Below are 21,455 nucleotides of genomic sequence, written 5' to 3'. Positions count from 1 at the left end.
TCAGCGCAGCGTTTGCGCCCAGTCGGCCGGGACCCGTCCCGCGGGTCCCGGCGCGGGCTGGTCCGCCGGGTGGCTGGCCGGTGGGGCCAGTTCGGGTCCGGAGTCGTACACCTCGTTGGTGTCGTAGTTCCAGAACCAGGCCTCGCCCGGCTCGAAGCTGCGGATCACCGGGTGGCCGGTGTCCCGGTAGTGGGCGGTGGCGTGCTTGGCGGGGGAGTCGTCGCAGCAGCCGATGTGCCCGCAGGTCGCGCAGCGCCGCAGATGGAACCACCAGCCGCCCGCCTCGTCGCACTCCACGCAGCCGGTGCCGCTCGGCGGCACACTCGGGTCGATCGCGGACTCGCCGCTCATGCTGCCTCCTCGGGCGTCTCGGCGGTCAGGGGGAGCAGGACCTGGAAGCGGGTGTCGCCGGGCACCGACTCCACCTGGAGGGTGCCGTGGTGCTTGTTGACGACGATCCGCCAGGAGATGTCCAGACCCAGCCCGGTGCCCTGGCCGACCGGCTTGGTGGTGAAGAAGGGATCGAAGATGCGGCCGCGGATCTCCGGCGGGATCCCGGGACCGGTGTCCCGGAACTCCACCAGGACCCGCTCGTGGTCCAGCGCGGTCCGCACGGTCAGCGTGCCGTCCCCGCCCGCGTCGTTGATGGCCGAGACCGCGTTGTCGATGAGGTTGGTCCACACCTGGTTGAGCTCCGCCGGGTAGGCGGGGATCTCCGGGACCGTGCGGTCGTACTCCTTGACGACCCCGATGCGCGGGCCGATCTTGCCCGACAGCATCAGCAGCGTGCTGTCGAGGAGTTCGTGGACGTCCACGACCCGGTAGGGCGCGCGGTCCAGTTGCGAGTACTGCTTGGCGGCGTCGACGAGGTGCGAGATGCGGTTGGTGGAGTCGTCGATCTCGTTCATCAACAGCTCGGTCTCGATGGTGTAGTTGAGCCAGCCGACGGCCCCGGGCAGGATCTCCTCGCCCACGGCCGCCGCGACCTGCTCCAGCCAGTCGATGTCGAGCCCGGCCTGCACGAACGTCGGCGCGAGCTGCCAGCCGTGGTCGATGCCGTTGTCCTCCAGCCAGTCGGCGAGGGCGTCCTCCCGGTCCGAGGTCTCCAGCGGGCTGAGCACCGGAGCCTTGGCGACCCGCTCGGCCGTGCGCTCCTGGATCTCGATCAGATCCGCCAACTGCTCGCGGGAGAAGGGCCCCTCGGCGATCACGGCGAGCTTGTGCCGCATCTTCGCCACCCGCTCCCGCAGCGTCGCCGTGGCGCGGACGGCCGCCGCCGCGGGGTTGTTGAGCTCGTGCGTGAGACCGGCCGACAACGAGCCCAGCGCCAGCAGGCGTTCGCGCTGCCCGATCGCGGCCTGCGTGCTCTTCGTACCGAAGAACAGCCCTTCCAGCAGGTGGACGGCCATCGGGAACCACTCGCTCATGATCTCGGCGAAGGTGGCGGCGGGCAGCACGAAGAACCGCGTCGGCTCCGTCACCCGCATCGAGTTGTTGTACACCTGCCGGACCCGGTCCCCGATGTAGGCCTGCATGGCGCCGGAGTACACCCCGCGCTGCGAGGTCCGCACGACCTCCACGTCGTCGCCGCCGACCCGGCGGGAGAGCACCACGGTGCCCTCGATCATCACGTAGAAGCAGGTCGCCGGATCACCCTCGGTGTAGACCGGGCCGGGCTGGTACAGCTCGACCCGGCCCGCGGCGCACAGCCGTCCGAGCTGCTCGGGGGTGAGCTTCTCGAACAGGAAGAGCGAGGCGACCTCCTGCGGGCTGCACGGCATCGGCTGCCCGCTCACGACTGCTCCAGGTACCGGTGGACGAGCATCACGGCCATGGCTCCCTCTCCGACGGCGGACGCGACCCGCTTGGCGGACTCGGCGCGGGCGTCGCCCGCCACGAACACGCCGGGCACGCTGGTCTCCAGGTGGTACGGCGGCCGGTCCAGCTCCCAGCTCGCCGGCGGCCGTCCGTCGACGCCCAGGTCCGGTCCGGCCAGGATGAAACCCCGCTCGTCGCGCAGCACCGTCTCGCCCAGCCAGTCGGTGAGCGGGGCGGCCCCGATGAACACGAACATCCACTGGGCGTCGACCTGTTCGCGGTCACCGGTCGCCACATGACGCAGCGTCAGCCGCTCCAGGCGGTCGGAGCCGTGCGCGGCGTCGACCACCGTGTGGCTGCGCACCGAGATGTTGGGGGCCTCGTTGATCTGCTGGATCAGGTAGTACGACATCGACGCCGCCAGGTCGGGGCCGCGCACCAGCAGCGTCACCGACTTGGCGAACCTGGACAGGTACATCGCCGCCTGGCCCGCCGAGTTGGCGCCGCCGACGATGTACACGTCGTGCCCCTGGCAGGCGGCGGCCTCGGTGAGCGCGGAGCCGTAGAACACCCCGCAGCCGGTCAGGTCGGTGCAGCCGGCGGCCTCCAGCTGCCGGTACTGCACGCCCGTCGCCAGGATGACGCTGTGCGCCGCGATCGCCGAGCCGTCCGCGAACCGCACGACCCGGGCCGCCCCGCTGATCTCGAGTGCCGTCACCTCGCGCGCGCTGAGGATCTCGGCGCCGAACTTGGCCGCCTGCCGCCGTGCCCTGTCGGTGAGCTGGGCGCCGGAGACACCGTCCGGGAAGCCGAGGTAGTTCTCGATCCGCGAGCTCTGCCCGGCCTGCCCGCCGGTCGCCGACCGCTCCACGAGCACGGTCCGCAGGCCCTCGGAGGCCCCGTACACGGCCGCGCCCAGCCCGGCCGGGCCACCGCCGATGACCACGAGGTCGTAGAAGTCGGCCGTCGGCGTCGTCGCCAGCCCCACCCGCGCGGCCAGCTCGGGCGCCTCCGGCTCGACCAGGGCCGTACCGTCCGGGGTGATCACCAGCGGCAGCCGCTGCCCGTCCTGCCCGGCCACGGCCAGCAGCCGCTGTCCCTCCGGCTCCTCGACCGAGTACCAGCGGTACGGCACCTGGTTGCGGGCCAGGAACTCACGCACGTCCGAGGACCTCGCCGACCACCGGTGACCGACGACCTTGGTGCTGGCCACCGCCCGGTAGTCGCTGTGCCGCCACGCCTGAAGCAGATCGTCCAGCACCGGATAGAGCTTCTCCTCCGGCGGGTCCCACGGCTTGAGCAGGTAGTGGTCGAGGTCCACGACGTTGATCGCGTCGATCGCCGCGTTGGTGTCCGCGTACGCCGTCAGCAGCACACGGCGGGCGCCCGGATACACGTCCAGGGCCCGTTCCAGGAACTCGATGCCGTTCATCTGCGGCATGCGGTAGTCGGCCAGGATCACCGCGACCAGGTCGCCGCGCAGCTTCAGCTCGCGCAGCGCGTCCAGCGCGGACTCCCCGGACTCCGCGCGCACGATCCGGTAGGACTCTCCGTAGCGCCGCCTGAGGTCACGGGCGACGGCGCGGGAGACCCCCGGGTCGTCGTCCACGGTCAGGATGACGGTCCGCGCTGCCTCGGCGGCCTGTGTCATGCGTCTCCCACCCCGTTGTCACGGCAGTTCCAGCCCATCGTATGTTCGATCCCCGCGCCGCGCTCAGGGACGGCGCGGACCGTGCGCTGCGAGTACAGGGCACGACGCCCGGCGTCCACCGGGAGGCTCCTCACACAGGCCGGGAGCCGAGCACGCAGAACTCGTTGCCCTCCGGGTCCGTCAGCGTCACCCACGACTGCTCGCCCTGCCCGATGTCCGTGTGCCGGGCCCCCAGCGCCAGCAGGCGGGCGACCTCGGCGCCCTGGTCGTCGGGCCGGAAGTCGAGGTGCAGCCGGTTCTTGAGGCTCTTCTTCTCGGGCACCGGTACGAACAGCAGCCCGGGCACGCGGTCGGGGGCGGGCCGGATCTCGTACTCGTCGGCGGCGTCGTTCACCACCACCCAGCCCAGCGCCTCGGCCCACCAACGCCCCAGCGCCACGGGGTCCGTCGCGTCCACGATCACTTGTTCCCACTGCAAGGTCATGGGGGCAGGGTAGTGAAGACTGATCCTCACGAAGTGCGATTATCAGGAGGCCCGTACATGACACGCCCGATCACGGCAGGGTTCGACGGCACCCAGGAGAGCCTCGCCGCAGTGGCCTGGGCCGGTCGGGAGGCCGTACGCCGCGGGCTGCCGCTGCGGGTGGTGCATGCCTGGCGGCACGAGGCCGTGGGCGGCGCCGACCGGGACACCCAGGCCGGCTGGGTGACCGCGGCGCTGGCGGAGGCCGCGCGGACCGTCGCCGAGCGGCATCCGGAGCTGACCATGACGACCGACGCCGTCGAGGGCGGCACGGTGGAGTCATTGGTCGCCGCCGCGGCCGAGGCGGAGCTGCTGGTGCTGGGCTCGCGCGGGCACGGCGCCGTCGTCGGGTTCCTGCTGGGTTCCGTCGGGCAGCAGGTGATCGCGGAGGCCACGCGGCCCGTGGTGCTGGTGCGCGCCGGGGACCGGCCGTCGGGTGAGGCGGCCGGACGGGATGTCGTCGTGGGGCAGCAGGGCGGTCCCGAGGACAGCGCCGCCGCCCTGCGGTTCGCCTTCGAGGCGGCGGCGGCCCGCGGTGCCACCCTGCGGGCCGTACGCGCCTGGACCCTGCCGCCCGTGTTCGCCTACAGCCCCGGCTCGCTGAAGCTGCTGGACGACGCCGGGGGCCTGGAGCCGTACGAGCGGAAGGCGCTGGCCGATGCGCTGAAGCCGTGGCGGGAACGGTTCCCCGGGGTGCCGGTGGCCGAGCAGGTGGAGATGGGCAGCGCGGGGCAGGTGCTGCTGTCGGTGGCCGGCCGGGCCCAGCTGATGGTCGTGGGGCGCCGCGCGCACCTCACGGCGGTCGGTGCCCGGATCGGCTCGGTGGCGCACGGGGTGCTGCACCACGCGGAGTGCCCGGTGGCCGTCGTCCCGCACGACTGACGGCCCCGGGGCCTACTCCGGGACGGTCGGTTCCAGCGTCGTGCGGGCCTTGGGCAGGACGTTCTCGATGTAGTCCTCGACGGCCGTGTCCAGGCCGATGTCGTGCTGGGCCTGCTCGGACATGTACCAGCGGTGTTCCAGCAGCTCGTGGTAGATCTCCGCCGGGTCCATGGAGCCGCGCAGGTCGCGGGGCACGGCGCGCACGGTGGGCCGGAACACGTCCCGCACCCAGCGGTGGGCCAGCACCTCGGGGCGGGCGGCGAGGGGGTCGCCCGGGTCGTAGTCGTCCTGGGTGGCCATCCAGCTCTCCAGGTCGTTGAGCAGCCGCCGTGCCTGGTTCTCCTCGGTGTCCAGGCCGGTCAGGCGCAGCAGCTGGCGCTGGTGGTGGCCGGCGTCGACGACCTTCGGCACGAAGGTGACCGTGTCGCCGGTGGAGGAGTGCTCGATCTGCATCTCGGCCACGTCGAAACCGAGGTCGTTGAGCCGGCGTATGCGCCGCTCTATGTAGTGGTACTTGCCCGCCGGATACACGGAGGTGCGGGTCAGCTCCTCCCACAGGTTCCGGTAGCGGGTGCAGATCTCGTGCCCGAACTCGACGGGGTCCACGGACGGGTGCAGCGCGCCCGACGCCTCCAGGTCCAGCAGCTCGCCGCTGATGTTCACACGGGCGAGGTCCAGGTCGTAATCCCGCTGGCCGAGGCTGAGCCGCGGGTGCAGGTCGCCGGTCTCGGCGTCCACCAGGTAGGCCGCGTAGGCGCCCGCGTCCCGCCGGAACAGCGTGTTGGACAGCGAGCAGTCACCCCAGGCGAACCCAGCCAGGTGCAGCCGCACCAGCAGCACCGCCAGGGCGTCCATCAGGCGGTGCATGGTCGCCGGGCGCATGGTCGTCTCGAACATCGAGCGGTACGGCATCGAGCCGCCCAGGTGCCGGGTGACCAGCACAGGCTCCAGCGGGTCGCCGGCCCGGTTGGTGCGCCCGGTGATCACCGCGAGGGGGTCCACGGCGGGGATGCCCAGCCGGTCCAGGTCGCGCAGCAGCTCGTACTCGCGCAGCGCGGGCCGCTCCGCGAGCTCCTTGACGGCGATCACCTCGTCGCCGGCCCGCGCGTACCGCACGACGTGCCGCGAGATGCCCCGGGGCAGCGGTACGAGGTACTTCTCGGGCCACTCCTCCAGGGGCGTGCCCCACGGGAGTTCGAGCAGGAGCGCGGGGTGCTCCGGGTTGGTGGCGCTGATCTGCAAGGCCATGGCAGGAACCCTAAGAGGCTCGGGCGCGTTCCCGCGCCAGTCGGGCGGCATCCCGTACCGGTCCCCGGTGAACCGGTCCGTGCCCCGGCAGCAGGATGTCGCCGTCGAGGGCTTCGATGGTCTCCAGCGAGGAGACCGCGCGGGTCCGCTCGTGGTGGAACATGTCGGGCAGCAGTTGCGGGCCCCGCACGCGGGAGGTGGTGTGCCCGCTCGCCAGGGCGTCGCCGGAGACGAGGACGCCCGCCCCGGGCAGGTGGTACACGCAGTGCCCGTCGGTGTGGCCGGGGGTGTGCACGGGGACGGGCCGGCCCGGCAGGTCGAGCGGGCCCTCGGCCGGGAACGCCTGCGGAGCGGTCACGGGGTGCTGCTGGGTGCCGCCGGAGCGCAGCACCCGCGCCGTCCACGGCAGCACGCCCGGCCGCCACGCGTTGCGCAGCACCTCGCCGACGGACACCTGCTGGAGGAAGTCCCGACGGGCGTGCGGGACTTCGGCCGGGTGCAGGAGGACGGGCGTGCCGTGGGCGGTGCGCAGGTACTCGGCGGAGCCGATGTGGTCGTTGTGGGCGTGGGTGATCAGCACGGCCACGACGGCCTCGGGGCCGCCGCCCACGGCGTCGAGGGAGGCGAGCAGCCGCTGCCGGTCGCCGGGGTAGCCGGTGTCCACCAGCGTGAGCGCGTCGCCGTCCTGGAGGATCACCCAGTTGGTGTCGCTGCCGTGCACCAGATAGGTGCCGTCGGCGACCTGGCGTACGTCTGTCCGCATGCGCGTTCCCGGTGGTGAGGTGCCTGACCGTCGGGGACAGCAAAGCAGATCACGTGGGCGCGGTGCCCCGCGGGGCGGTCCGCACGCGGCTCAGTGGACGCCGTGCGGGCGGAACTGGACGCTGATGCGCGGTCCCGTGGCCCGGGTGGTCTTGGGGATGCAGTGCTCCCAGGTCCGCTGGCAGGAACCGCCCATGACGATCAGGTCGCCGTGGCCGAGCGGTCGCCGGACGCTCGCGCCGCCGCCGTGCGCCGGGCGCAGCAGCAGGTCCCGGGGCGCGCCCACGGACAGGATGGCGACCATGGTGTCCTCACGGGCGCCCCGCCCGATCCGGTCGCCGTGCCAGGCCACGCTGTCCCGGCCGTCGCGGTAGAAGCACAGTCCGGCGGTGGTGAAGGGTTCGCCCAGCTCGTCGGCGTAGTGGTGGGAGAGCGTCTCGCGGGCCTCGGCGAGCACAGGGTGCGGCAGCGGGTCGTCGGCGCCGTAGAAGGCGAGCAGGCGGGGCACGGCCACCACGTTGTCGTACATCTTGCGGCGCTCGGCGCGCCACGGCACCTCGGCCGCCAGCTGTTCGAACAGCGCGTCGGCGCCGCTCAGCCAGCCGGGCAGCACGTCGATCCAGGCGCCGGAGCCCAACTCGGTGCGGCGCAGGCCGGCCAGGGGGCCGAGCCGCAGCTCGTCGGTCTGGTCGAACAGGGAGCCCTGGAGGTGGTGCGTGGCCATGGGCCCAGCGTACTCCTGAATCGAATATACGTTCCCATGATCGATGTCGGCCCACCCGGAGCGGTCCCGTGGGGCCTTTTCGATACACAGATGTATCGGATACATTCATGTATCGAACGGAGGTCGGTATGGCGGTGGAGGAGACGGCGGCCAAGCGCGTCACCCGGCGCCGGGTCCGAACGCGGGCCAGGCTGCTCGACGCCGCGTTCGGCGTCTTCGCGGCCAAGGGCTTCGGCCGGGTCTCCATCGAGGAGGTCTGTGAGGCCGCCGGTTTCAGCCGGGGGGCCTTCTACTCGAACTTCGCCACCCTCGACGAGCTGTTCTTCGCCCTGTACCGGGAACGGGCCGACCTCATCGCGGAGCAGGTGGCCGACGCGCTCGCCGGCGACGGCCCCGACCTCGACGTGCACACCTCCGTGGACCGGGTCACCGACGTGCTGCTGCTGGACGTGGACTGGCTGCTCGTGAAGACCGACTTCCTGGTGCACGCCGCCCGTGACCCGGAGGTCGCCCGAGTGCTCCTCGATCACCGGGCCCGCCTCAGGGGCGCCATGGCCGACCGGCTCTCGCGGGCGAAGGGCCACACCGAACTGCCCGCCGTGCTCGGCGACGTGGACGGAGCGGCGCACGCCGTGGTCGCGGCGTACGACGGGGTCACCACGCAACTGCTGCTGGACCGGGACGTGGAGGCCGCCCGAGCCTGGCTCAAACAGCTTCTGACCGCGCTGCTCACCGATGGCAGCGCCCCCGAACCAGTCGTATAGGGAAGGAAAACGGTCGTCATGGACGCGGACGTCATCGTCGTCGGAGCGGGCCTCGCGGGCCTGGTCGCGGCGCACGAACTCACCAGCCGGGGCCGGCGGGTCGCCCTGCTCGACCAGGAGAACGCCGCCAACCTCGGCGGGCAGGCGTTCTGGTCCTTCGGCGGGCTCTTCCTCGTCGACTCCCCGGAACAGCGCCGCCTCGGCGTCAAGGACTCCTTCGACCTCGCCTGGAACGACTGGCAGGGCAGCGCGAAGTTCGACCGGCAGGACGACGAGGACTCCTGGGCTGTGCGCTGGGCGCGCGCCTACGTCGAGTGGGCGGCGGGGGAGAAGCGGTCCTGGCTGGAGGGGCACGGCATCAGCCTGCTGCCCACGGTCGGCTGGGCGGAGCGCGGCGACCTGCGCGCCGGCGGTCACGGCAACTCCGTACCCCGCTTCCACATCGCCTGGGGCACCGGCACCGGCGTCGTCGAACCGTTCGTCCGCTACGCCGAGCAGGCCGCCCGGGACGGGCTGCTCACCTTCCACCACCGGCACCGGGTGGACGAGCTGGTCATCGAGGACGGCACGGCACGCGGAGTACGCGGCACGATCCTGGCCGACGACGACTCGCCGCGCGGAGTGGCCTCCAACCGCGACCGCGTCGGCGACTTCGAGCTGACCGCCCAGGCCGTGATCGTCACCAGCGGCGGCATCGGCGGCAACCACGACATCGTCCGCCGCTACTGGCCCGCACGGCTCGGCACACCCCCCGCCGAGATGGTCACCGGCGTCCCCGCCTACGTCGACGGGCGCATGCTCGACATCAGCGCCGAGGCGGGCGTACGGCTGGTCAACCGGGACCGCATGTGGCACTACACCGAGGGCGTCCAGAACTGGAACCCGATCTGGCCCGGCCACGGCATCCGGATCCTGCCCGGCCCGTCCTCCATGTGGCTGGACGCCCTCGGCCGGCGCCTGCCGGACCCCTGCCTGCCCGGCTACGACACGCTCAGCACGCTCGAACACCTGCGCACCACCGAGGACATCGCGGGCCACGACCACTCCTGGTTCATCCTCACCCGCAAGATCATCGAGAAGGAGTTCGCGCTCTCCGGTTCCGAGCAGAACCCCGACATCACCGCCAAGGACCGGGGGGCCGTCCTGCGCGACCGCCTCCTCGGCAAGGGCGCCCCCCGCCCGGTACAGGACTTCGTGCGCCACGGCGCCGACTTCGTGACCGCCGACACCCTCGAGAAGCTCGTGGAGAAGATGAACGGGCTGACGGACAAGCCGCTGCTGGACGCGGCCGAGGTACGGCGTCAGATCGAGGCCCGCGACCTCCAGATCGCCAACCCCTACAGCAAGGACTCCCAGGTCCAGGGCATCCGCAACGCCCGCCGCTACATCGGCGACCGCCTCGGCCGGGTCGCGACCCCGCACCGCATCCTCGACCCGGCGGCCGGACCGCTGATCGGCGTCAAGCTGCACGTCCTGACCCGCAAGACCCTCGGCGGCATCCAGACCGACCTGGACTCCCGCGCCCTGGGCGCCGACGGGCAGCCGGTCGACGGGCTGTACGCGGCGGGCGAGGTGGCCGGATTCGGCGGCGGCGGCGTCCACGGCTACAACGCGCTGGAGGGCACCTTCCTCGGCGGCTGCCTGTTCTCGGGCCGGGCCGCGGGGCGGGCGGCGGCACGGCAGACGGCCTGATACACCGTCGGCCAGGAGGGTGACGGCACGTCAGTCGCCCAGCAGGCGCGCCAGCACCGCGACGTGTCCCTCTTCCAGGTTCTTGGACGCGGTGACGAGGGTGACCGGCCCCTTGCGGGCCGACTCCCTGAGGCCGTCGAGGAGTTCGGCGGCCTCGGGGGCGTCGAGCTCCGCCTCGTACCGCCTGCGGAACTCCTCGTAGGAGCCCTCGCCGCCGTGGTACCAGCGGCGCAGCTCGTCCGACGGGGTGAGGCCCTTGGGCCACTCGTCCACCTGCGCCGCCTCCTTGGACACACCACGCGGCCACAGCCGGTCGACCAGGACCCGCAGGCCGTCGTCGGGCTCGGGCGTTTCGTAGATCCGGCGCACGCGCACGCTCACGGTGGGGCCCCTCTCGGGTCGCGGTCGGTGCCGCGAGCGTACTGCGGCGACAACCGGCGCCCCGTCGGCGACGCGGCGTGACTTGACCTGAAGGAGGGTGAAACAGGACCGGTGGCGCGCCTAATGTGTCATCAGTTGATCACAGCAACCCCACAAGGAGCGCATGTGAGGTCACCCCGACAGCAGACCGCCGCAAGACGCACCGCTGTCCTGAGCCGCCGGGCGGTGCTCGCCACCGTCCCCGTGGCCCTCGCGGCGCTGGTCGCGGCAGCCGGGCCCGCCGCGGCCGGGACCAACGGTTCGTCCGGCGTGGGCGACCCGTACTTCCCGCTCGCGGGCAACGGCGGCTACCACGTCCGGCACTACGGCCTGACGCTCCATTACGACACCGGCACCCGAAAGCTGCGGGGCAAGGCGGTCCTCACCGCCCGTGCCACCCAGCGGTTGGCCCGCTTCGACCTCGACTTCAAGGGCCTGGACGTCACCGGCCTCACGGTCGACGGCAACGCCGCCGGATTCAGCAGGAACGGCCAGGAACTCCTCGTCACCCCGCGCCACGCCCTGCGCGACGGCCAGGACTTCAAGGTCACCGTCACCTACCAGGGCACCCCGAAGTCGGTCACCGACCCGGACGGCTCAGCGGACGGCTGGATCCGCACCGACGACGGCGCGTTCGTCGCGGGCGAGCCACAGGGCGCGATGACCTGGTTCCCGGCGAACAACCACCCACGGGACAAGTCCTCGTACGACATCACCGTCACCGTCCCCCAGGGCCGCACCGCCGTCTCCAACGGCGTCCTCCTCGGGCAGTCCACCGCCCACGGCGAGACCACCTTCCGCTGGCGCCAGTCCGAGCCGATGGCCGCCTACCTGGCCACCGCCACCGTCGGCAAGTTCAAGGTCGAGCGGTACACCACCCGCGACGGCATCCAGGTGTACAACGCCGTCGACTCGCGCGAGTCGAGCGCCGCCGCGCCGGTCCTGAAGAAGCTGCCGTCCGTCCTGGATTGGGAGAGCAAGGTCTTCGGCCCCTACCCCTTCCGCGCCGCCGGCTCGATCGTCGACCACGCGCACAGTGTCGGGTACGCCCTGGAGACCCAGTCCCGGCCCGTCTACGACCGGGCACCCGACTTGAGCACCCTCGTCCACGAGAACGCCCACCAGTGGTTCGGCGACTCCGTCTCGCTCACCACCTGGAAGGACATCTGGCTCAACGAGGGCTTCGCCACCTACGCCGAGTGGCTCTACAGCGAGCAGCACGGCGGCGACAGTGCCCAGAAGACCTTCGACGGGCTGTACGCCCGCCCGGCGAGCAACAGCCTGTGGGCGTTCCCGCCCGGCAATCCCGGCAGTGGTGCCCACATCTTCGACACCCCCGTCTACGACCGCGGCGCCATGGCCCTGCACGAACTGCGGCGGGCCGTGGGCGACTTCACGTTCTTCCGCATCCTGCGCGCCTGGGCGGCGGAGCACCGCGACGGGCACGGCACCACGGACCGGTTCGTCAAGCTGGCCGAGCGGGAGTCCGGCAAGGACCTCCACACGTTGTTCAACACCTGGCTCTACCAACCCGGGAAGCCCGGACGATCCTAGAAGCTGACCAGTTCCTCACAACTGTCGGTCAAGGTTCGACTCATGATCAATCGCAGGACCGCCGTCGCGCTGCTCGCGACCCCCTTCGTGCTCAGCGGCTGCGGCGGCGGTGCCGCGGCGAACCCCCGCCGGACGACCGCCGGCTCACCGCCGCGGACGGCCACGCCCGCCCCGGAGGTCACCGCGCAGGCCGCCCCGCAGCGCATACCCGGCCTCGGGCCGAAACTGACGGCGGCGATACCCGGCCGGTCACGGCAGGCGGTCGTCGTGACCGGGCGCGGCAAGAACTCACCGCGATCCACCGTGGTGCTGTACGAACGCACCGACCTCGGCTGGGAGGCGGGCCCCAACTGGCCCGCGCACAACGCCCTGCGGGGCTGGAGCGACCACCACACGGCCGGGGACCTGCGCTCGCCCCTCGGCGTCTACACCCTCACCGACGCCGGCGGCCTGCTCCCCGACCCCGGCAGCCGGCTGCCGTACACCCGGTCCGGCGGGTTCAGTTCACCTGGCACCGGCTTCGAGGGCGAGCCGCTCCAGGGCTCCTTCGACTACGTCGTCGCCATCGACTACAACCGCGAGCCCGGCACCTCGCCCCTCGACTGGACCCGCCCCCTCGGCGCGTACCGCGGCGGCGGCATCTGGATCCACGTCGACCACGGCGGCCCCACGCACGGCTGCGTCAGCGTCGCCAAGGCGCACATGAAGGACCTGCTGCACACCCTGGACCCGGACCGGCATCCCGTCGTCGCCATGGGGTACGCCGACTGGCTCGCCCTCTGACCGGCCTGGGATCCGCCGAATGTGCGCACACGTGCTGGTCGCCGAGGACGACGAGATGCAGGCCGAACTGATACGCCGCTCCCTGCTCGCGGAGGGCCACACCGCGACCGTGGTCCACGACGGGGCCGCCGCGCTGGACGCCGCCCGCAGACTCGGACCCGACCTGGTGGTCCTCGACCTGATGCTGCCGGTGGTCGACGGCTTCGGGGTGTGCCGGGTGCTGCGCTCGGGCGACCAGGACATCCCCGTGCTGATGCTGACGGCCCGTTCGGACGAGGACGACCTCCTGCTCGGCCTGGAGCTTGGCGCCGACGACTACATGACCAAGCCGTACAGCCCGCGTGAGCTGATGGCCCGTATCCGTACGGTCCTGCGGCGCAGCGGGCGCGCCGTCGACGTCCCGGAGGACCCCGTCGTACGCGCCGGAGGGATCGCCGTCGACCCCAGGCGGCACGAGGTGCGCTGCGACGGGCTGCCGGTGGACTGCACTCCGGCCGAGTTCCAGATCCTGCTGGCCATGGCCGGTGAGCCGGAACGGGTCTTCACCCGGCGGCAGTTGCTTCAGTTCACCCGCGGCCTGGACCGGGCCTCCACCGAGCGGGCCGTCGACGTGCACATCATGAACCTGCGCAAGAAGATCGAGAGCGACCCGCGCCACCCGGTACGGCTGCTCACCGTGTTCGGCGTCGGCTACAAACTCAGCGGCGGCCGCACATGAGGCGACGGCAGCCCCGGAAGCGGCGCATCCCCGTACGCAAACGGCTGCTGGTCCGGCTGCTGTCCGTCTCCGCCCTGATCGCCGTGTGCTCCGTGGCGGCCACGGCCTGGCTCGCCGTGACCACCACCACCAGCGCCCTGCGCGAGGAGCAGGGGCAGGACCTCGCCGCCGACATGAAGATCCTGGCCCAGCTCAGCGGATACGCCGCCACTCACCCGAGCTGGCAGGGGGTCGAGGGCACCGTCCGCGCCCTGGCCATGACGACGGGCCGGCGCATCGCCCTGACCACCGCCGACCGCGTCCTGATCGCCGACTCCGCCCCGCACGGCACCGCCCTGCCCCTCGGCGCCGCCGCCACGGTCGACCCCCTGCACACCGACACCTACACCGAGCCCGGCGCGCAGCTCAACGGCGTCGATCCGCGTGCCGTCGGCCCGTACCGGCTCACGGCGCGCGAACGCGAGCGGATGGACGCCCTCGCGGACAAGATGCGGCAGTGCTACGCCTCGCAGGGCGTCGAGGTCACGGTCCGGCGGGCTCCCAGCGGACGCCCCGTCCTCAGCGACTCCGACGGGAGCCCGCGCTCGGCCTACCTGCCGGAGGAATGCGGCTACTACATGCTGGTCACTCCCACCGCCACCGAGAAGAAGGCCGTCGACGCGCTCGCCGAAGGCACCAGAGCCTGCCTGCAGCAAAACGGCCACGACTTCGGCAGACCGGAATTCGTCTCACCAGACCCCGCCAAGCCGAACCGGTACGTCGTGGCGGGGTTCGACAAGCTGGGCAGGTCGAAGTCCGCACGACAGGCGCAGCCCTGCGCCGACAGCGCACTGCGCGCGCAACTGGACCCCTATGTGGCACCCGCCGCCGAACTGTTCCTCGGCATCGGCGACCTGCCGACGCCCCGGTTCGACATGTCCCCGGCCAACAAGGCCAAGATCGTCGGCGCGGCCGGGCTGGTCCTCGCCGTCACCGTCGCAGTGACCGCCGTGGTCGCCGTCCGGCTGGTACGGCCCCTGCGCGCGCTGACCGCGGCCGCCCAGCAGCCGCCCGAGCTGCATGTGCGGGTCCCGGTGACCACCCGCGACGAGACCGGCATCCTGGCGGAGGCCTTCAACGACCTGGCCGAACGCCGTGAGCGACTGGAGGCCCAGCGCAAGGCCATGGTCAGCGACATCGCGCACGAACTGCGCAGCCCGCTGACCAACATCCGCGGCTGGCTGGAGGTCATCCGGGACGGCCTCGTGGACCCCGATCCGGCGCTGCTCTCCTCGCTGCACGAGGAGGCCGTGGTGCTCCAGCGGATCATCGACGACCTCCAGGACCTGGCCGCCGCCGACGCCGGCACCCTGCGCCTGCACCGCGAGCCGGTCCGCGCCGACGACCTGCTCGACCAGGTCGCCGCCGCGCACCGGGTGGCCGCCGGCGCCGCCGGAGTCACCCTGCGCACCGAGCCCTGGGCCGAGGCCGGCGGAAAGCCGTGGCTGGACGCCGACCCGGTACGGATGCGGCAGGCGCTCGGCAACCTCGTCTCCAACGCCCTGCGGCACACGCCCACGGACGGTACCGTCACCCTGGCCGCCCGCCGCGCCGGTGATCGGGTCGTCTTCACCGTGACCGACACCGGCACCGGCATCGCGCCGGACGACCTGCCGCACGTCTTCGACCGGTTCTGGCGGGCCGAGAAGTCCCGCAGCCGGCGCACCGGCGGCAGCGGGCTGGGCCTGGCCATCGTCCGCCACCTGGTCGCCGCGCACGGTGGTACCGCGGAGGCGGCGAGCGAGCCGGGGGCGGGCGCCGTCTTCACCCTGCGGCTGCCCGGCGCACCGCCGCCGGACGATCAGTGAGGCGGGGCAGCACAGCGGACCCGCTACCTCCGCTTTCATCCGCGCAGCACGGGTACCCCGGAGCGTGACGTGATCGACTCAGCCGACGAGGGAGGCCACGCCATGAGCACAGGGGACGACCTGCCGGTCGTGCACCGGATCACCGAGCTGACCGGCCTGGTCGAGCGGCACCGGGCGCTCTACGTGCGCTGGTCCCGCGGCCCCGAGGTCGACCTCGCCGCCACCACCAGCATCGACGAACTCACCGGTGTGGAGATGCCGGGGCTGTCCGCCAACCCGCTCGACATCGAGGAATGGTGGCAGGACCGCTCCGTGGAGCTGTGGGTGGCGCGGCGTCTGTACGACTACGCGCACCTGCCACGGGACAAGGGCCCCGGGGTCCGGCCGTGGGTCCTCACGGGCCGGGAGACCGGCCGCGGGCCCGACAACGAGCCGCTCGTGACCCATGTCGAGCCCCTGTGCTGGATCGCCCCCGAAGTGATCGAGCAGGCCGAGGCCGCGGTGGCCCGCCAGGAAAGGGAGTGGGGCCCCCTGCGCCGCACCGGCCGCTGACGAGCCGGTCGCGGGAGGGGGCCGGACCCGCACTCTCGCCGCGCCCGCGGGGAGCGGCTCCAGTCTGCCCGAGCGTCAGCCCGAGCGTCGGCGGGAACTCGCGCGCCGCTTGAGCGCGCGGCGTTCGCTTTCCGTCGTACCGCCCCAGACCCCGAGGGTCTGCCCCGTGTCCATCGCCCAGTCCAGACACTGGTCCCGTACGGGGCAGCGCCCGCAGACCGCCTTGGCCTGCCGCTCCTGGAGCAGGGCGGGTCCGGTGGTGCCGACCGGGAAGAAGAGGTCGGGGTCCTCATGACGGCACGCGGCGTGGTCGCGCCAGTTGTCCATCGAAGTTCACCTGCGATCGAAGTCGTCCGTGTCGTCCGTACCTTGCTGAAAATCACGCTCTCTTCGGGTGACCGGTGGATGCCGGGTGAAACAACAGAGCCACATGGTTCCGGACGCCGTCGTCCGCACGGGTCCACGTCTGCGGCCGCTCTTGCTACTCTCGACCCTCCTCAGGCCGGACGGTCGTGCCAACTCCGTGTGAATGCCGACCAGTTGGGACTGAGAGCGGGCGGAGGTCCGAGGGGGAGGGGCAGGGCGTGAGACCGGCCTTGGTGTTCGTGCACGGGATCGGCGGCGCACGCGATCCCCTGGCCGAGTGCGCGGCATGGCTCGCCGCGCTGGCCGTGGGCGCGCGGAAGACGGGCCACCGCGGGGAGCCTTCACCGCCGTCGCCGAACGACCTGGCCGAAGCGGCCTTCGCCTACTACGGTGACCTCTTCGCCGCCCGCCAGCCCCAGGGCGTCGCGGGCACGGACCCGGCCGACGCGGAGGAACTGCGCAACCTGCTCGACGAGTTGATCGAGGTACGGCTCGAACTCGGGCCGGACCCGCGCGAGCGCCGCATCCTGGAACACGCGCGCGCCGAACTGCGCCCGCCGGGCCGTACCGGCAGCGCGGGCGAGCTGCTCCGACGGGTCGTGAACGTCTGTACGACGCTGCTGGCCCTGCCCGGCCTTCGCCGGGCGGGCCAGTGGGCCGGCGGCCGGCTCATGGCGGGGCACCTCGCCCAGGTCACCCGCTACCTCGCCAGGGCCGAGCACGACGCCGCCGGGCTGCCCCTCGACCGGCGGATCCGCGAGCGCGTCCTGGACCGGCTGGACGCGGCCCGTCCCGCCGTCGTCGTGGCCCACTCCCTGGGCAGCGTCGTCGCCATGGAGGCCCTGCACCACCACCGGGGACCCGTGCCGCTGTTCGTCACCCTGGGCTCGCCGATCGGGATGCGTGCCGTCGTGCGCCCCCGACTGCTGCCCCAGCCCCCGGCGGTGCCCGGCTGCGTGGCACGCTGGCTGAACTTCTGGGACCGCGACGACATCGTCGTCCCACGCCCCCGCCTCGAGGACGACGTGCTCCCCAACGCCCGCGGCTGCCTCCCGGTGACCGACCGGATCGACTCGGACGGCCTGTGGACGCACACCGCGACCAAGTACCTGGCCCAGGCGAGCGTCGCGGGACCGGTCATGGAGGCCGTCCGCGGGGCGGCTGAGTCCGGAAGCGCTTGAGGGCACCGCGGCCGCCGCTCCCGTCGGCACCCGGACCATCACCGCGAAGCCCGCAGGGTCCCGTCCGTGTCCTTCATCGCCGCCCCGGTCGGCGCGGGCTGTTCCGGCTTGCGCGGGCGGGCGTCGCGGGACCGGTCATGGAGGCCGTCCGCGGGGCGGCTGAGTCCGGAAGCGCCTGAGGGCACCGCGGCCGCCGCTCCCGTCGGCACCCGGACCATCACCGCGAAGTCCCCAGCGTCCCCTCCGCGACCTCTTCCACCGCCCCCGCCACCGCGGCCAGCGCGGGGGAGTCGAGTTTCCACTGCTGCCAGTACAGGGGCACGTCCACCGGCCGCCCGGGTGCCAGCTCCACCAGCCGCCCGGCCCGCAGCAGCGGATGCGCCTGCGGCTCGGGCACCATGCCCCAGCCGAGCCCCGCGGCGACGGCCTCGGCGAAACCCTCCGAGGTCGGCACGTAGTGGCGCAGCGCGCTCGCGACACCGTGACCGCCGCGCAGGCTCCGCACGTAGCCGTCCTGGAAGTCGTCGCGCCGGTCGAAGACCACCACCGGCGCCTCGGCGAGCACCTCCGGCAGCGGCCCGCGCAGATACCGCTCGGCGAACTCCGGCTCGGCCACCGCCAGATAGCGCATCCGGCCCAGCGGGCGCACCGAACAGCCCGGTACCGGGTCGGGCGAGGAGGTGACCGCGGCCATCACCAGGCCCTCGCGCAGCAGCGCCGCCGTGTGGTCCTCGTCCTCGCGGCGCAGCTCCAGACAGATCCGCGGCTCTGGCGGCAGGCGGGCGAGGGCCCCGAGGAACCAGGTGGCCAGCGAATCCGCGTTGACCGCCACCGGAACCCGCGTCGGCTCCCCGGCGCCGCTCAGTCCCAGCTCACCACGCGCGTCCCGCTCCAGCCGGGCCAGTTGCCGGGCGAACCGCACGAGCACCGCGCCGGACTCGGTGGGCCGCACCGGCTTGGTGCGCAGCAGCAGCACCCGGCCCGTGCGCTGCTCCAGCGCCTTGACCCGCTGGCTGACCGCAGACGGCGTCACGTGCAGCGCGGCGGCCGCCGCGTCGAACGTGCCCTCGTCCACCACGGCGAGCAGGGTGCGTACCTGGTCGAGGGGGAGGTCGGAGATCACCGGTCGCAGCGCTCGCTTTCATCAGCCGAGCTAATGCTACGTGAGAACCTTTAGCTGTACGTCCTCTGATCGCCCGCCTAGCGTCGGGTCCATGTCCAACGCCCTGACCGCCGCGGCAGCCGGATTCGGCACCGGTCTCTCGCTCATCGTCGCCATCGGCGCCCAGAACGCCTTCGTCCTGCGCCAGGGGGTCCGCCGGGACGCGGTCCTCGCGGTCGTCGGTATCTGCGCCCTGTCCGACGCGCTGCTCATCGCGCTCGGCGTCGGCGGGGTCGGCGCGGTCGTGGTGGCATGGCCGGGGGCAGTGACGGCGGTGGGCCTGATCGGCGGGGCCTTCCTGGTCTCTTACGGCGCCCTCGCCGCCCGCCGGGTCTTCCGGCCGGGCGCCGGTCTGCGGACGGAGGGCGAGGCGGCGGGCTCCCGCAGGCGGGCGGTGCTCACCTGTCTGGCGATGACCTGGCTCAACCCGCACGTCTACCTCGACACCGTCTTCCTGCTCGGCTCCCTCGCCGCCGACCGGGGCCCGCTGCGCTGGACGTTCGGGCTGGGTGCGGCCTGCGCCAGCCTGTGCTGGTTCGCCGCACTGGGCTTCGGGGCCCGGCTGCTCGGCCGGTTCCTCGCCAGGCCCGCCGCCTGGCGGGTGCTGGACGGCCTGGTCGCCGCGACCATGATCGCGCTCGGCGCCCTGCTCGTCGCCGGTGCCTGAGACACCAGAACCTGAGGCACCCGAGCCCGCAGCCCGGAGTCCGGAACAATCCGTTCGGCGTCCGCGGTCAGTCCTGGGATAGTGAAGCCGCATCGAAAGGTGTAACAAGCAAAGATCTCGAAAATCTGACGAGCGACCAGGGAACCCGTGGACACGAGCGAGAGCAGCAGCACCGAGCCCCGGACCGACACCACCGCCGCCGCGCCACCCCCGCCCCGGCGCGGCTGGTGCCGCTGGGCGATGGACACCCGTCCGCTGCGCATCCCGGCCTACCGTCGGCTGTGGTCGTCGACCATCGTCACGGCCGTCGGCAGCCAGCTCACCGCCGTCGCCGTGCCCAAGCAGATCTACGACATCACCCGGTCCTCGGCGTGGGTCGGCGCCGCGAGCCTCGCCGGGCTCCTGCCCCTGATCGTCTTCGCGCTGTGGGGCGGCGCGGTCGCCGACACCGTGGACCGCCGCAAGCTGCTCCTGGTCACCAACACCGGCATAGCCGTCACCTCGTTGCTGTTCTGGCTCCAGGCCGTCACCGGACTGGAGTCGGTGGCGGTGCTGATGGTCCTGCTGGCCCTGCAACAGGCGTTCTGGGGCCTGAACGCACCAGCCCGCAGCGCCTCCATCGCGCGCCTGGTCCCCGCCGGGGAACTGCCCGCCGCGAACGCCCTCGGCTCGACCGTCATGCAGACCGGCCAGGTGGTGGGACCACTGCTCGCGGGCGTCCTCATCCCCGTCATCGGGCTGCCCGAGCTGTACCTCATCGACGCGCTGGCGCTGTGCGTCACCGTGTGGGCGGTCTACCGGCTGCCCTCCCTGCCGCCGCTGTCCGCCTCGGTCGCGCGCCGTGCCGGCTGGCGGGAGATCGCGGCCGGGTTCCGTTACATCGCGGGGCACAAGGTGCTGCTGCTGTCCTTCCTCGCCGACATCGTCGCGATGGTCCTCGGCATGCCGCGTGCCCTGTTCCCGCAACTCGCCGCCCAGACGTACGCCTCGTACGGTGAGGGGCTCGCGCTGGGTCTGCTGTTCGCGGCGGTCCCCATCGGCGCGGTGGCCGGCGGCCTGTTCTCCGGCACGTTCTCCCGGGCGCGCCGGCACGGCTGGATGGTCATCGGCGCGGTCGTCGGCTGGGGCGTGGCCGTCGCCGGGTTCGGGCTGAGCCGCAATCTGTGGGTGGCCGCGGCGTTCCTGGCGGCGGCCGGCGTCGCCGACATGGTCTCCATGGTCTTCCGCGGGGCGATCCTGCTGTCCGCGGCGACCGACGAGATGCGCGGCCGTATGCAGGGCGTGTTCACGGTGGTCGTCGCGGGCGGCCCGCGTCTGGCCGACGTCCTGCACGGCACGATGGGCTCCGTCTTCGGCCCCCGCGCCGCCGTGGCGGGCGGCGGCCTGCTGGTGGTCGCCGTGATGCTCACCCTGGCCGCGGCGGTACCGGCACTGCGCCGCTACCGGATCTGAGGGCGGGGCAGGCCCTAGATGTGCTGTCCCGGGACGTTGGTGACACGCGGGCTGGGTGCTTGAACGGGTGAGGGCCTTCTGGGTTCGGTGTGGATTGCGAAGTCTGCACCGATGCCCAGGAGGCCCTCGTGTCCCACCGTAATGCCCCGCTGACGCCGACCGGCAGGCTGCGTCTGGCCCGGTGTGTCGTCGACGACAACTGGCCCCTGCGGCGGGCCGCGGACCGCCTCCAGGTCAGTCACACCACCGCCGCACGCTGGGCCGGCCGCTACCGGCAGCTGGGCGCCGAGGGCATGCACGACCGCTCCAGCCGCCCGCACCACAGCCCGCGCCAGACACCCGCCGGGATCGAGGCGGAGGTGGTGCGGATGCGGCGTGAGCACCGCATCGGGCCACTGCGGCTGGCCGCCCGCACCCAGATCGCCGCCTCCACCGCCCACCGCATCCTCGTCAGGCACGGCCTGCCCACTCTGGCAGCCTGCGACCGGGCCACCGGCGAACCCGTCCGCCGCTACGAACGCGCCCGCCCCGGCGAACTGATCCACATCGACGTCAAGAAACTCGGCCGCATCCCTGACGGCGGCGGACACCGCCCCCAGGGCCGTGCCGAAGGCCGACGCAACCGCACCGGCACCGGCTACGCCTACCTGCACACCGCCCTGGACGACCACTCCCGCCTGGCCTACACC

22 protein-coding genes are annotated in these 21,455 nt (G+C 72.6%); 12 read left to right on the top strand and 10 right to left on the bottom strand.

Going from position 1 to position 21,455, the window contains the following annotated elements; all coding sequences use genetic code 11:
- The 4 genes from ACFY01_RS03945 to ACFY01_RS03930 form a co-directional block, all read right to left on the bottom strand.
- On the bottom strand, positions 1 to 351 hold the full coding sequence (locus tag ACFY01_RS03945) for a UBP-type zinc finger domain-containing protein (protein ID WP_390734065.1): 351 nt from the start codon (positions 349 to 351) through the stop codon (positions 1 to 3).
- Positions 348 to 1,796, bottom strand: a complete 1,449-nt coding sequence (locus ACFY01_RS03940) for an ATP-binding protein (protein WP_390734064.1) — start codon at positions 1,794 to 1,796, stop codon at positions 348 to 350. The genes ACFY01_RS03945 and ACFY01_RS03940 overlap by 4 nt, the downstream gene beginning before the upstream one ends.
- Entirely contained in the window at positions 1,793 to 3,469 is a 1,677-nt protein-coding gene (locus ACFY01_RS03935) for an FAD-dependent oxidoreductase (RefSeq protein ID WP_390734063.1), read from the bottom strand. The genes ACFY01_RS03940 and ACFY01_RS03935 overlap by 4 nt, the downstream gene beginning before the upstream one ends.
- 130 nt (positions 3,470 to 3,599) lie before the next feature.
- A complete protein-coding gene (locus tag ACFY01_RS03930; RefSeq protein WP_390734062.1) occupies positions 3,600 to 3,953 on the bottom strand; it encodes a VOC family protein in 354 nt (117 codons plus the stop codon).
- Between the two features lie 57 nt (positions 3,954 to 4,010).
- Here ACFY01_RS03930 and ACFY01_RS03925 point away from each other — a divergent pair, with 57 nt between their 5' ends.
- Positions 4,011 to 4,874, top strand: coding sequence for a universal stress protein (locus ACFY01_RS03925; protein ID WP_390734061.1), 864 nt, complete (start codon positions 4,011 to 4,013; stop codon positions 4,872 to 4,874).
- Positions 4,875 to 4,886: 12 nt separating this feature from the next.
- Here ACFY01_RS03925 and ACFY01_RS03920 read toward each other — a convergent pair whose 3' ends face one another.
- The 3 genes from ACFY01_RS03920 to ACFY01_RS03910 all read right to left on the bottom strand — a co-directional run bounded on the left by ACFY01_RS03920 (position 4,887) and on the right by ACFY01_RS03910 (position 7,608).
- Complete coding sequence (locus ACFY01_RS03920; RefSeq protein ID WP_390734060.1) at positions 4,887 to 6,122, bottom strand: DUF4032 domain-containing protein; 1,236 nt, start codon at positions 6,120 to 6,122, stop codon at positions 4,887 to 4,889.
- 10 nt (positions 6,123 to 6,132) lie between these two features.
- Positions 6,133 to 6,885 (bottom strand): MBL fold metallo-hydrolase, encoded by a 753-nt coding sequence (locus tag ACFY01_RS03915; protein WP_390734059.1) that lies wholly within the window; start codon positions 6,883 to 6,885, stop codon positions 6,133 to 6,135.
- Between the two features lie 90 nt (positions 6,886 to 6,975).
- Positions 6,976 to 7,608 (bottom strand): alpha-ketoglutarate-dependent dioxygenase AlkB, encoded by a 633-nt coding sequence (locus ACFY01_RS03910; protein WP_390734058.1) that lies wholly within the window; start codon positions 7,606 to 7,608, stop codon positions 6,976 to 6,978.
- A 128-nt stretch (positions 7,609 to 7,736) separates the two neighbouring features.
- Between ACFY01_RS03910 and ACFY01_RS03905 the strand changes: the two genes are divergently transcribed.
- Positions 7,737 to 8,372, top strand: coding sequence for a TetR/AcrR family transcriptional regulator (locus tag ACFY01_RS03905; RefSeq protein WP_390734643.1), 636 nt, complete (start codon positions 7,737 to 7,739; stop codon positions 8,370 to 8,372).
- Positions 8,373 to 8,390: 18 nt separating this feature from the next.
- The gene (locus ACFY01_RS03900) at positions 8,391 to 10,064 is read left to right on the top strand and encodes an FAD-binding dehydrogenase (protein WP_390734057.1); all 1,674 of its coding nucleotides are present in this window, start codon (positions 8,391 to 8,393) and stop codon (positions 10,062 to 10,064) included.
- A 30-nt stretch (positions 10,065 to 10,094) separates the two neighbouring features.
- Here ACFY01_RS03900 and ACFY01_RS03895 read toward each other — a convergent pair whose 3' ends face one another.
- Entirely contained in the window at positions 10,095 to 10,445 is a 351-nt protein-coding gene (locus ACFY01_RS03895; RefSeq protein WP_390734056.1) for a DUF488 domain-containing protein, read from the bottom strand.
- 165 nt (positions 10,446 to 10,610) lie between these two features.
- Between ACFY01_RS03895 and ACFY01_RS03890 the strand changes: the two genes are divergently transcribed.
- From ACFY01_RS03890 to ACFY01_RS03870, 5 genes are all read left to right on the top strand, one after another.
- Positions 10,611 to 12,038, top strand: a complete 1,428-nt coding sequence (locus ACFY01_RS03890) for a M1 family metallopeptidase (RefSeq protein WP_390734055.1) — start codon at positions 10,611 to 10,613, stop codon at positions 12,036 to 12,038.
- A gap of 42 nt (positions 12,039 to 12,080) precedes the next feature.
- Positions 12,081 to 12,821, top strand: a complete 741-nt coding sequence (locus ACFY01_RS03885; protein WP_390734054.1) for a L,D-transpeptidase family protein — start codon at positions 12,081 to 12,083, stop codon at positions 12,819 to 12,821.
- Positions 12,822 to 12,840: 19 nt separating this feature from the next.
- Positions 12,841 to 13,539, top strand: a complete 699-nt coding sequence (locus tag ACFY01_RS03880; protein WP_390734053.1) for a response regulator transcription factor — start codon at positions 12,841 to 12,843, stop codon at positions 13,537 to 13,539.
- Positions 13,536 to 15,386: a sensor histidine kinase gene (locus ACFY01_RS03875; RefSeq protein ID WP_390734052.1), complete on the top strand. Its 1,851-nt coding sequence runs from the start codon at positions 13,536 to 13,538 to the stop codon at positions 15,384 to 15,386. The genes ACFY01_RS03880 and ACFY01_RS03875 overlap by 4 nt, the downstream gene beginning before the upstream one ends.
- Before the next feature lie 102 nt (positions 15,387 to 15,488).
- Complete coding sequence (locus ACFY01_RS03870; protein WP_390734051.1) at positions 15,489 to 15,938, top strand: DUF6098 family protein; 450 nt, start codon at positions 15,489 to 15,491, stop codon at positions 15,936 to 15,938.
- 75 nt (positions 15,939 to 16,013) lie between these two features.
- Here ACFY01_RS03870 and ACFY01_RS03865 read toward each other — a convergent pair whose 3' ends face one another.
- Positions 16,014 to 16,265 carry a WhiB family transcriptional regulator gene (locus ACFY01_RS03865; protein WP_390734050.1) on the bottom strand — a complete coding sequence of 84 codons (252 nt, stop codon included), beginning with the start codon at positions 16,263 to 16,265 and terminating at the stop codon, positions 16,014 to 16,016.
- A 257-nt stretch (positions 16,266 to 16,522) separates the two neighbouring features.
- Here ACFY01_RS03865 and ACFY01_RS03860 point away from each other — a divergent pair, with 257 nt between their 5' ends.
- A complete protein-coding gene (locus tag ACFY01_RS03860; RefSeq protein WP_390734049.1) occupies positions 16,523 to 17,485 on the top strand; it encodes an alpha/beta hydrolase in 963 nt (320 codons plus the stop codon).
- A gap of 217 nt (positions 17,486 to 17,702) precedes the next feature.
- On the opposite strand, the gene ACFY01_RS03855 is transcribed toward ACFY01_RS03860, so the two are convergent.
- Positions 17,703 to 18,608: a LysR family transcriptional regulator ArgP gene (locus tag ACFY01_RS03855; RefSeq protein ID WP_390734048.1), complete on the bottom strand. Its 906-nt coding sequence runs from the start codon at positions 18,606 to 18,608 to the stop codon at positions 17,703 to 17,705.
- A gap of 91 nt (positions 18,609 to 18,699) precedes the next feature.
- Between ACFY01_RS03855 and ACFY01_RS03850 the strand changes: the two genes are divergently transcribed.
- The 3 genes from ACFY01_RS03850 to ACFY01_RS03840 all read left to right on the top strand — a co-directional run.
- Entirely contained in the window at positions 18,700 to 19,314 is a 615-nt protein-coding gene (locus tag ACFY01_RS03850; protein WP_390734047.1) for a LysE/ArgO family amino acid transporter, read from the top strand.
- Between the two features lie 147 nt (positions 19,315 to 19,461).
- Positions 19,462 to 20,766 carry an MFS transporter gene (locus tag ACFY01_RS03845; protein ID WP_390734046.1) on the top strand — a complete coding sequence of 435 codons (1,305 nt, stop codon included), beginning with the start codon at positions 19,462 to 19,464 and terminating at the stop codon, positions 20,764 to 20,766.
- A gap of 128 nt (positions 20,767 to 20,894) precedes the next feature.
- Positions 20,895 to 21,455, top strand: a 561-nt coding sequence (locus ACFY01_RS03840; RefSeq protein ID WP_390734045.1) for a leucine zipper domain-containing protein, incomplete at its 3' end; no start/stop codon positions are given.

It is taken from the genome of Streptomyces sp. NPDC001480 (assembly GCF_042894725.1).
Taxonomy (GTDB): domain Bacteria; phylum Actinomycetota; class Actinomycetes; order Streptomycetales; family Streptomycetaceae; genus Streptomyces.
The sequence above is the reverse complement of the archived record's forward strand: the minus strand, read 5'-3'. Positions and strand labels throughout refer to the sequence as shown.

Bases quoted from the DNA above. Each gene is read 5' to 3' on its own strand.
- ACFY01_RS03945 (WP_390734065.1), bottom strand. From the start codon at position 351: ATGAGCGGCGAGTCCGCGATCGACCCGAGTGTGCCGCCGAGCGGCACC.
- ACFY01_RS03935 (WP_390734063.1), bottom strand. From the start codon at position 3,469: ATGACACAGGCCGCCGAGGCAGCGCGGACCGTCATCCTGACCGTGGAC.
- ACFY01_RS03930 (WP_390734062.1), bottom strand. From the start codon at position 3,953: ATGACCTTGCAGTGGGAACAAGTGATCGTGGACGCGACGGACCCCGTG.
- ACFY01_RS03925 (WP_390734061.1), top strand. From the start codon at position 4,011: ATGACACGCCCGATCACGGCAGGGTTCGACGGCACCCAGGAGAGCCTC.
- ACFY01_RS03920 (WP_390734060.1), bottom strand. From the start codon at position 6,122: ATGGCCTTGCAGATCAGCGCCACCAACCCGGAGCACCCCGCGCTCCTG.
- ACFY01_RS03915 (WP_390734059.1), bottom strand. From the start codon at position 6,885: ATGCGGACAGACGTACGCCAGGTCGCCGACGGCACCTATCTGGTGCAC.
- ACFY01_RS03910 (WP_390734058.1), bottom strand. From the start codon at position 7,608: ATGGCCACGCACCACCTCCAGGGCTCCCTGTTCGACCAGACCGACGAG.
- ACFY01_RS03905 (WP_390734643.1), top strand. From the start codon at position 7,737: ATGGCGGTGGAGGAGACGGCGGCCAAGCGCGTCACCCGGCGCCGGGTC.
- ACFY01_RS03900 (WP_390734057.1), top strand. From the start codon at position 8,391: ATGGACGCGGACGTCATCGTCGTCGGAGCGGGCCTCGCGGGCCTGGTC.
- ACFY01_RS03885 (WP_390734054.1), top strand. From the start codon at position 12,081: ATGATCAATCGCAGGACCGCCGTCGCGCTGCTCGCGACCCCCTTCGTG.
- ACFY01_RS03880 (WP_390734053.1), top strand. From the start codon at position 12,841: ATGTGCGCACACGTGCTGGTCGCCGAGGACGACGAGATGCAGGCCGAA.
- ACFY01_RS03875 (WP_390734052.1), top strand. From the start codon at position 13,536: ATGAGGCGACGGCAGCCCCGGAAGCGGCGCATCCCCGTACGCAAACGG.
- ACFY01_RS03870 (WP_390734051.1), top strand. From the start codon at position 15,489: ATGAGCACAGGGGACGACCTGCCGGTCGTGCACCGGATCACCGAGCTG.
- ACFY01_RS03865 (WP_390734050.1), bottom strand. From the start codon at position 16,265: ATGGACAACTGGCGCGACCACGCCGCGTGCCGTCATGAGGACCCCGAC.
- ACFY01_RS03850 (WP_390734047.1), top strand. From the start codon at position 18,700: ATGTCCAACGCCCTGACCGCCGCGGCAGCCGGATTCGGCACCGGTCTC.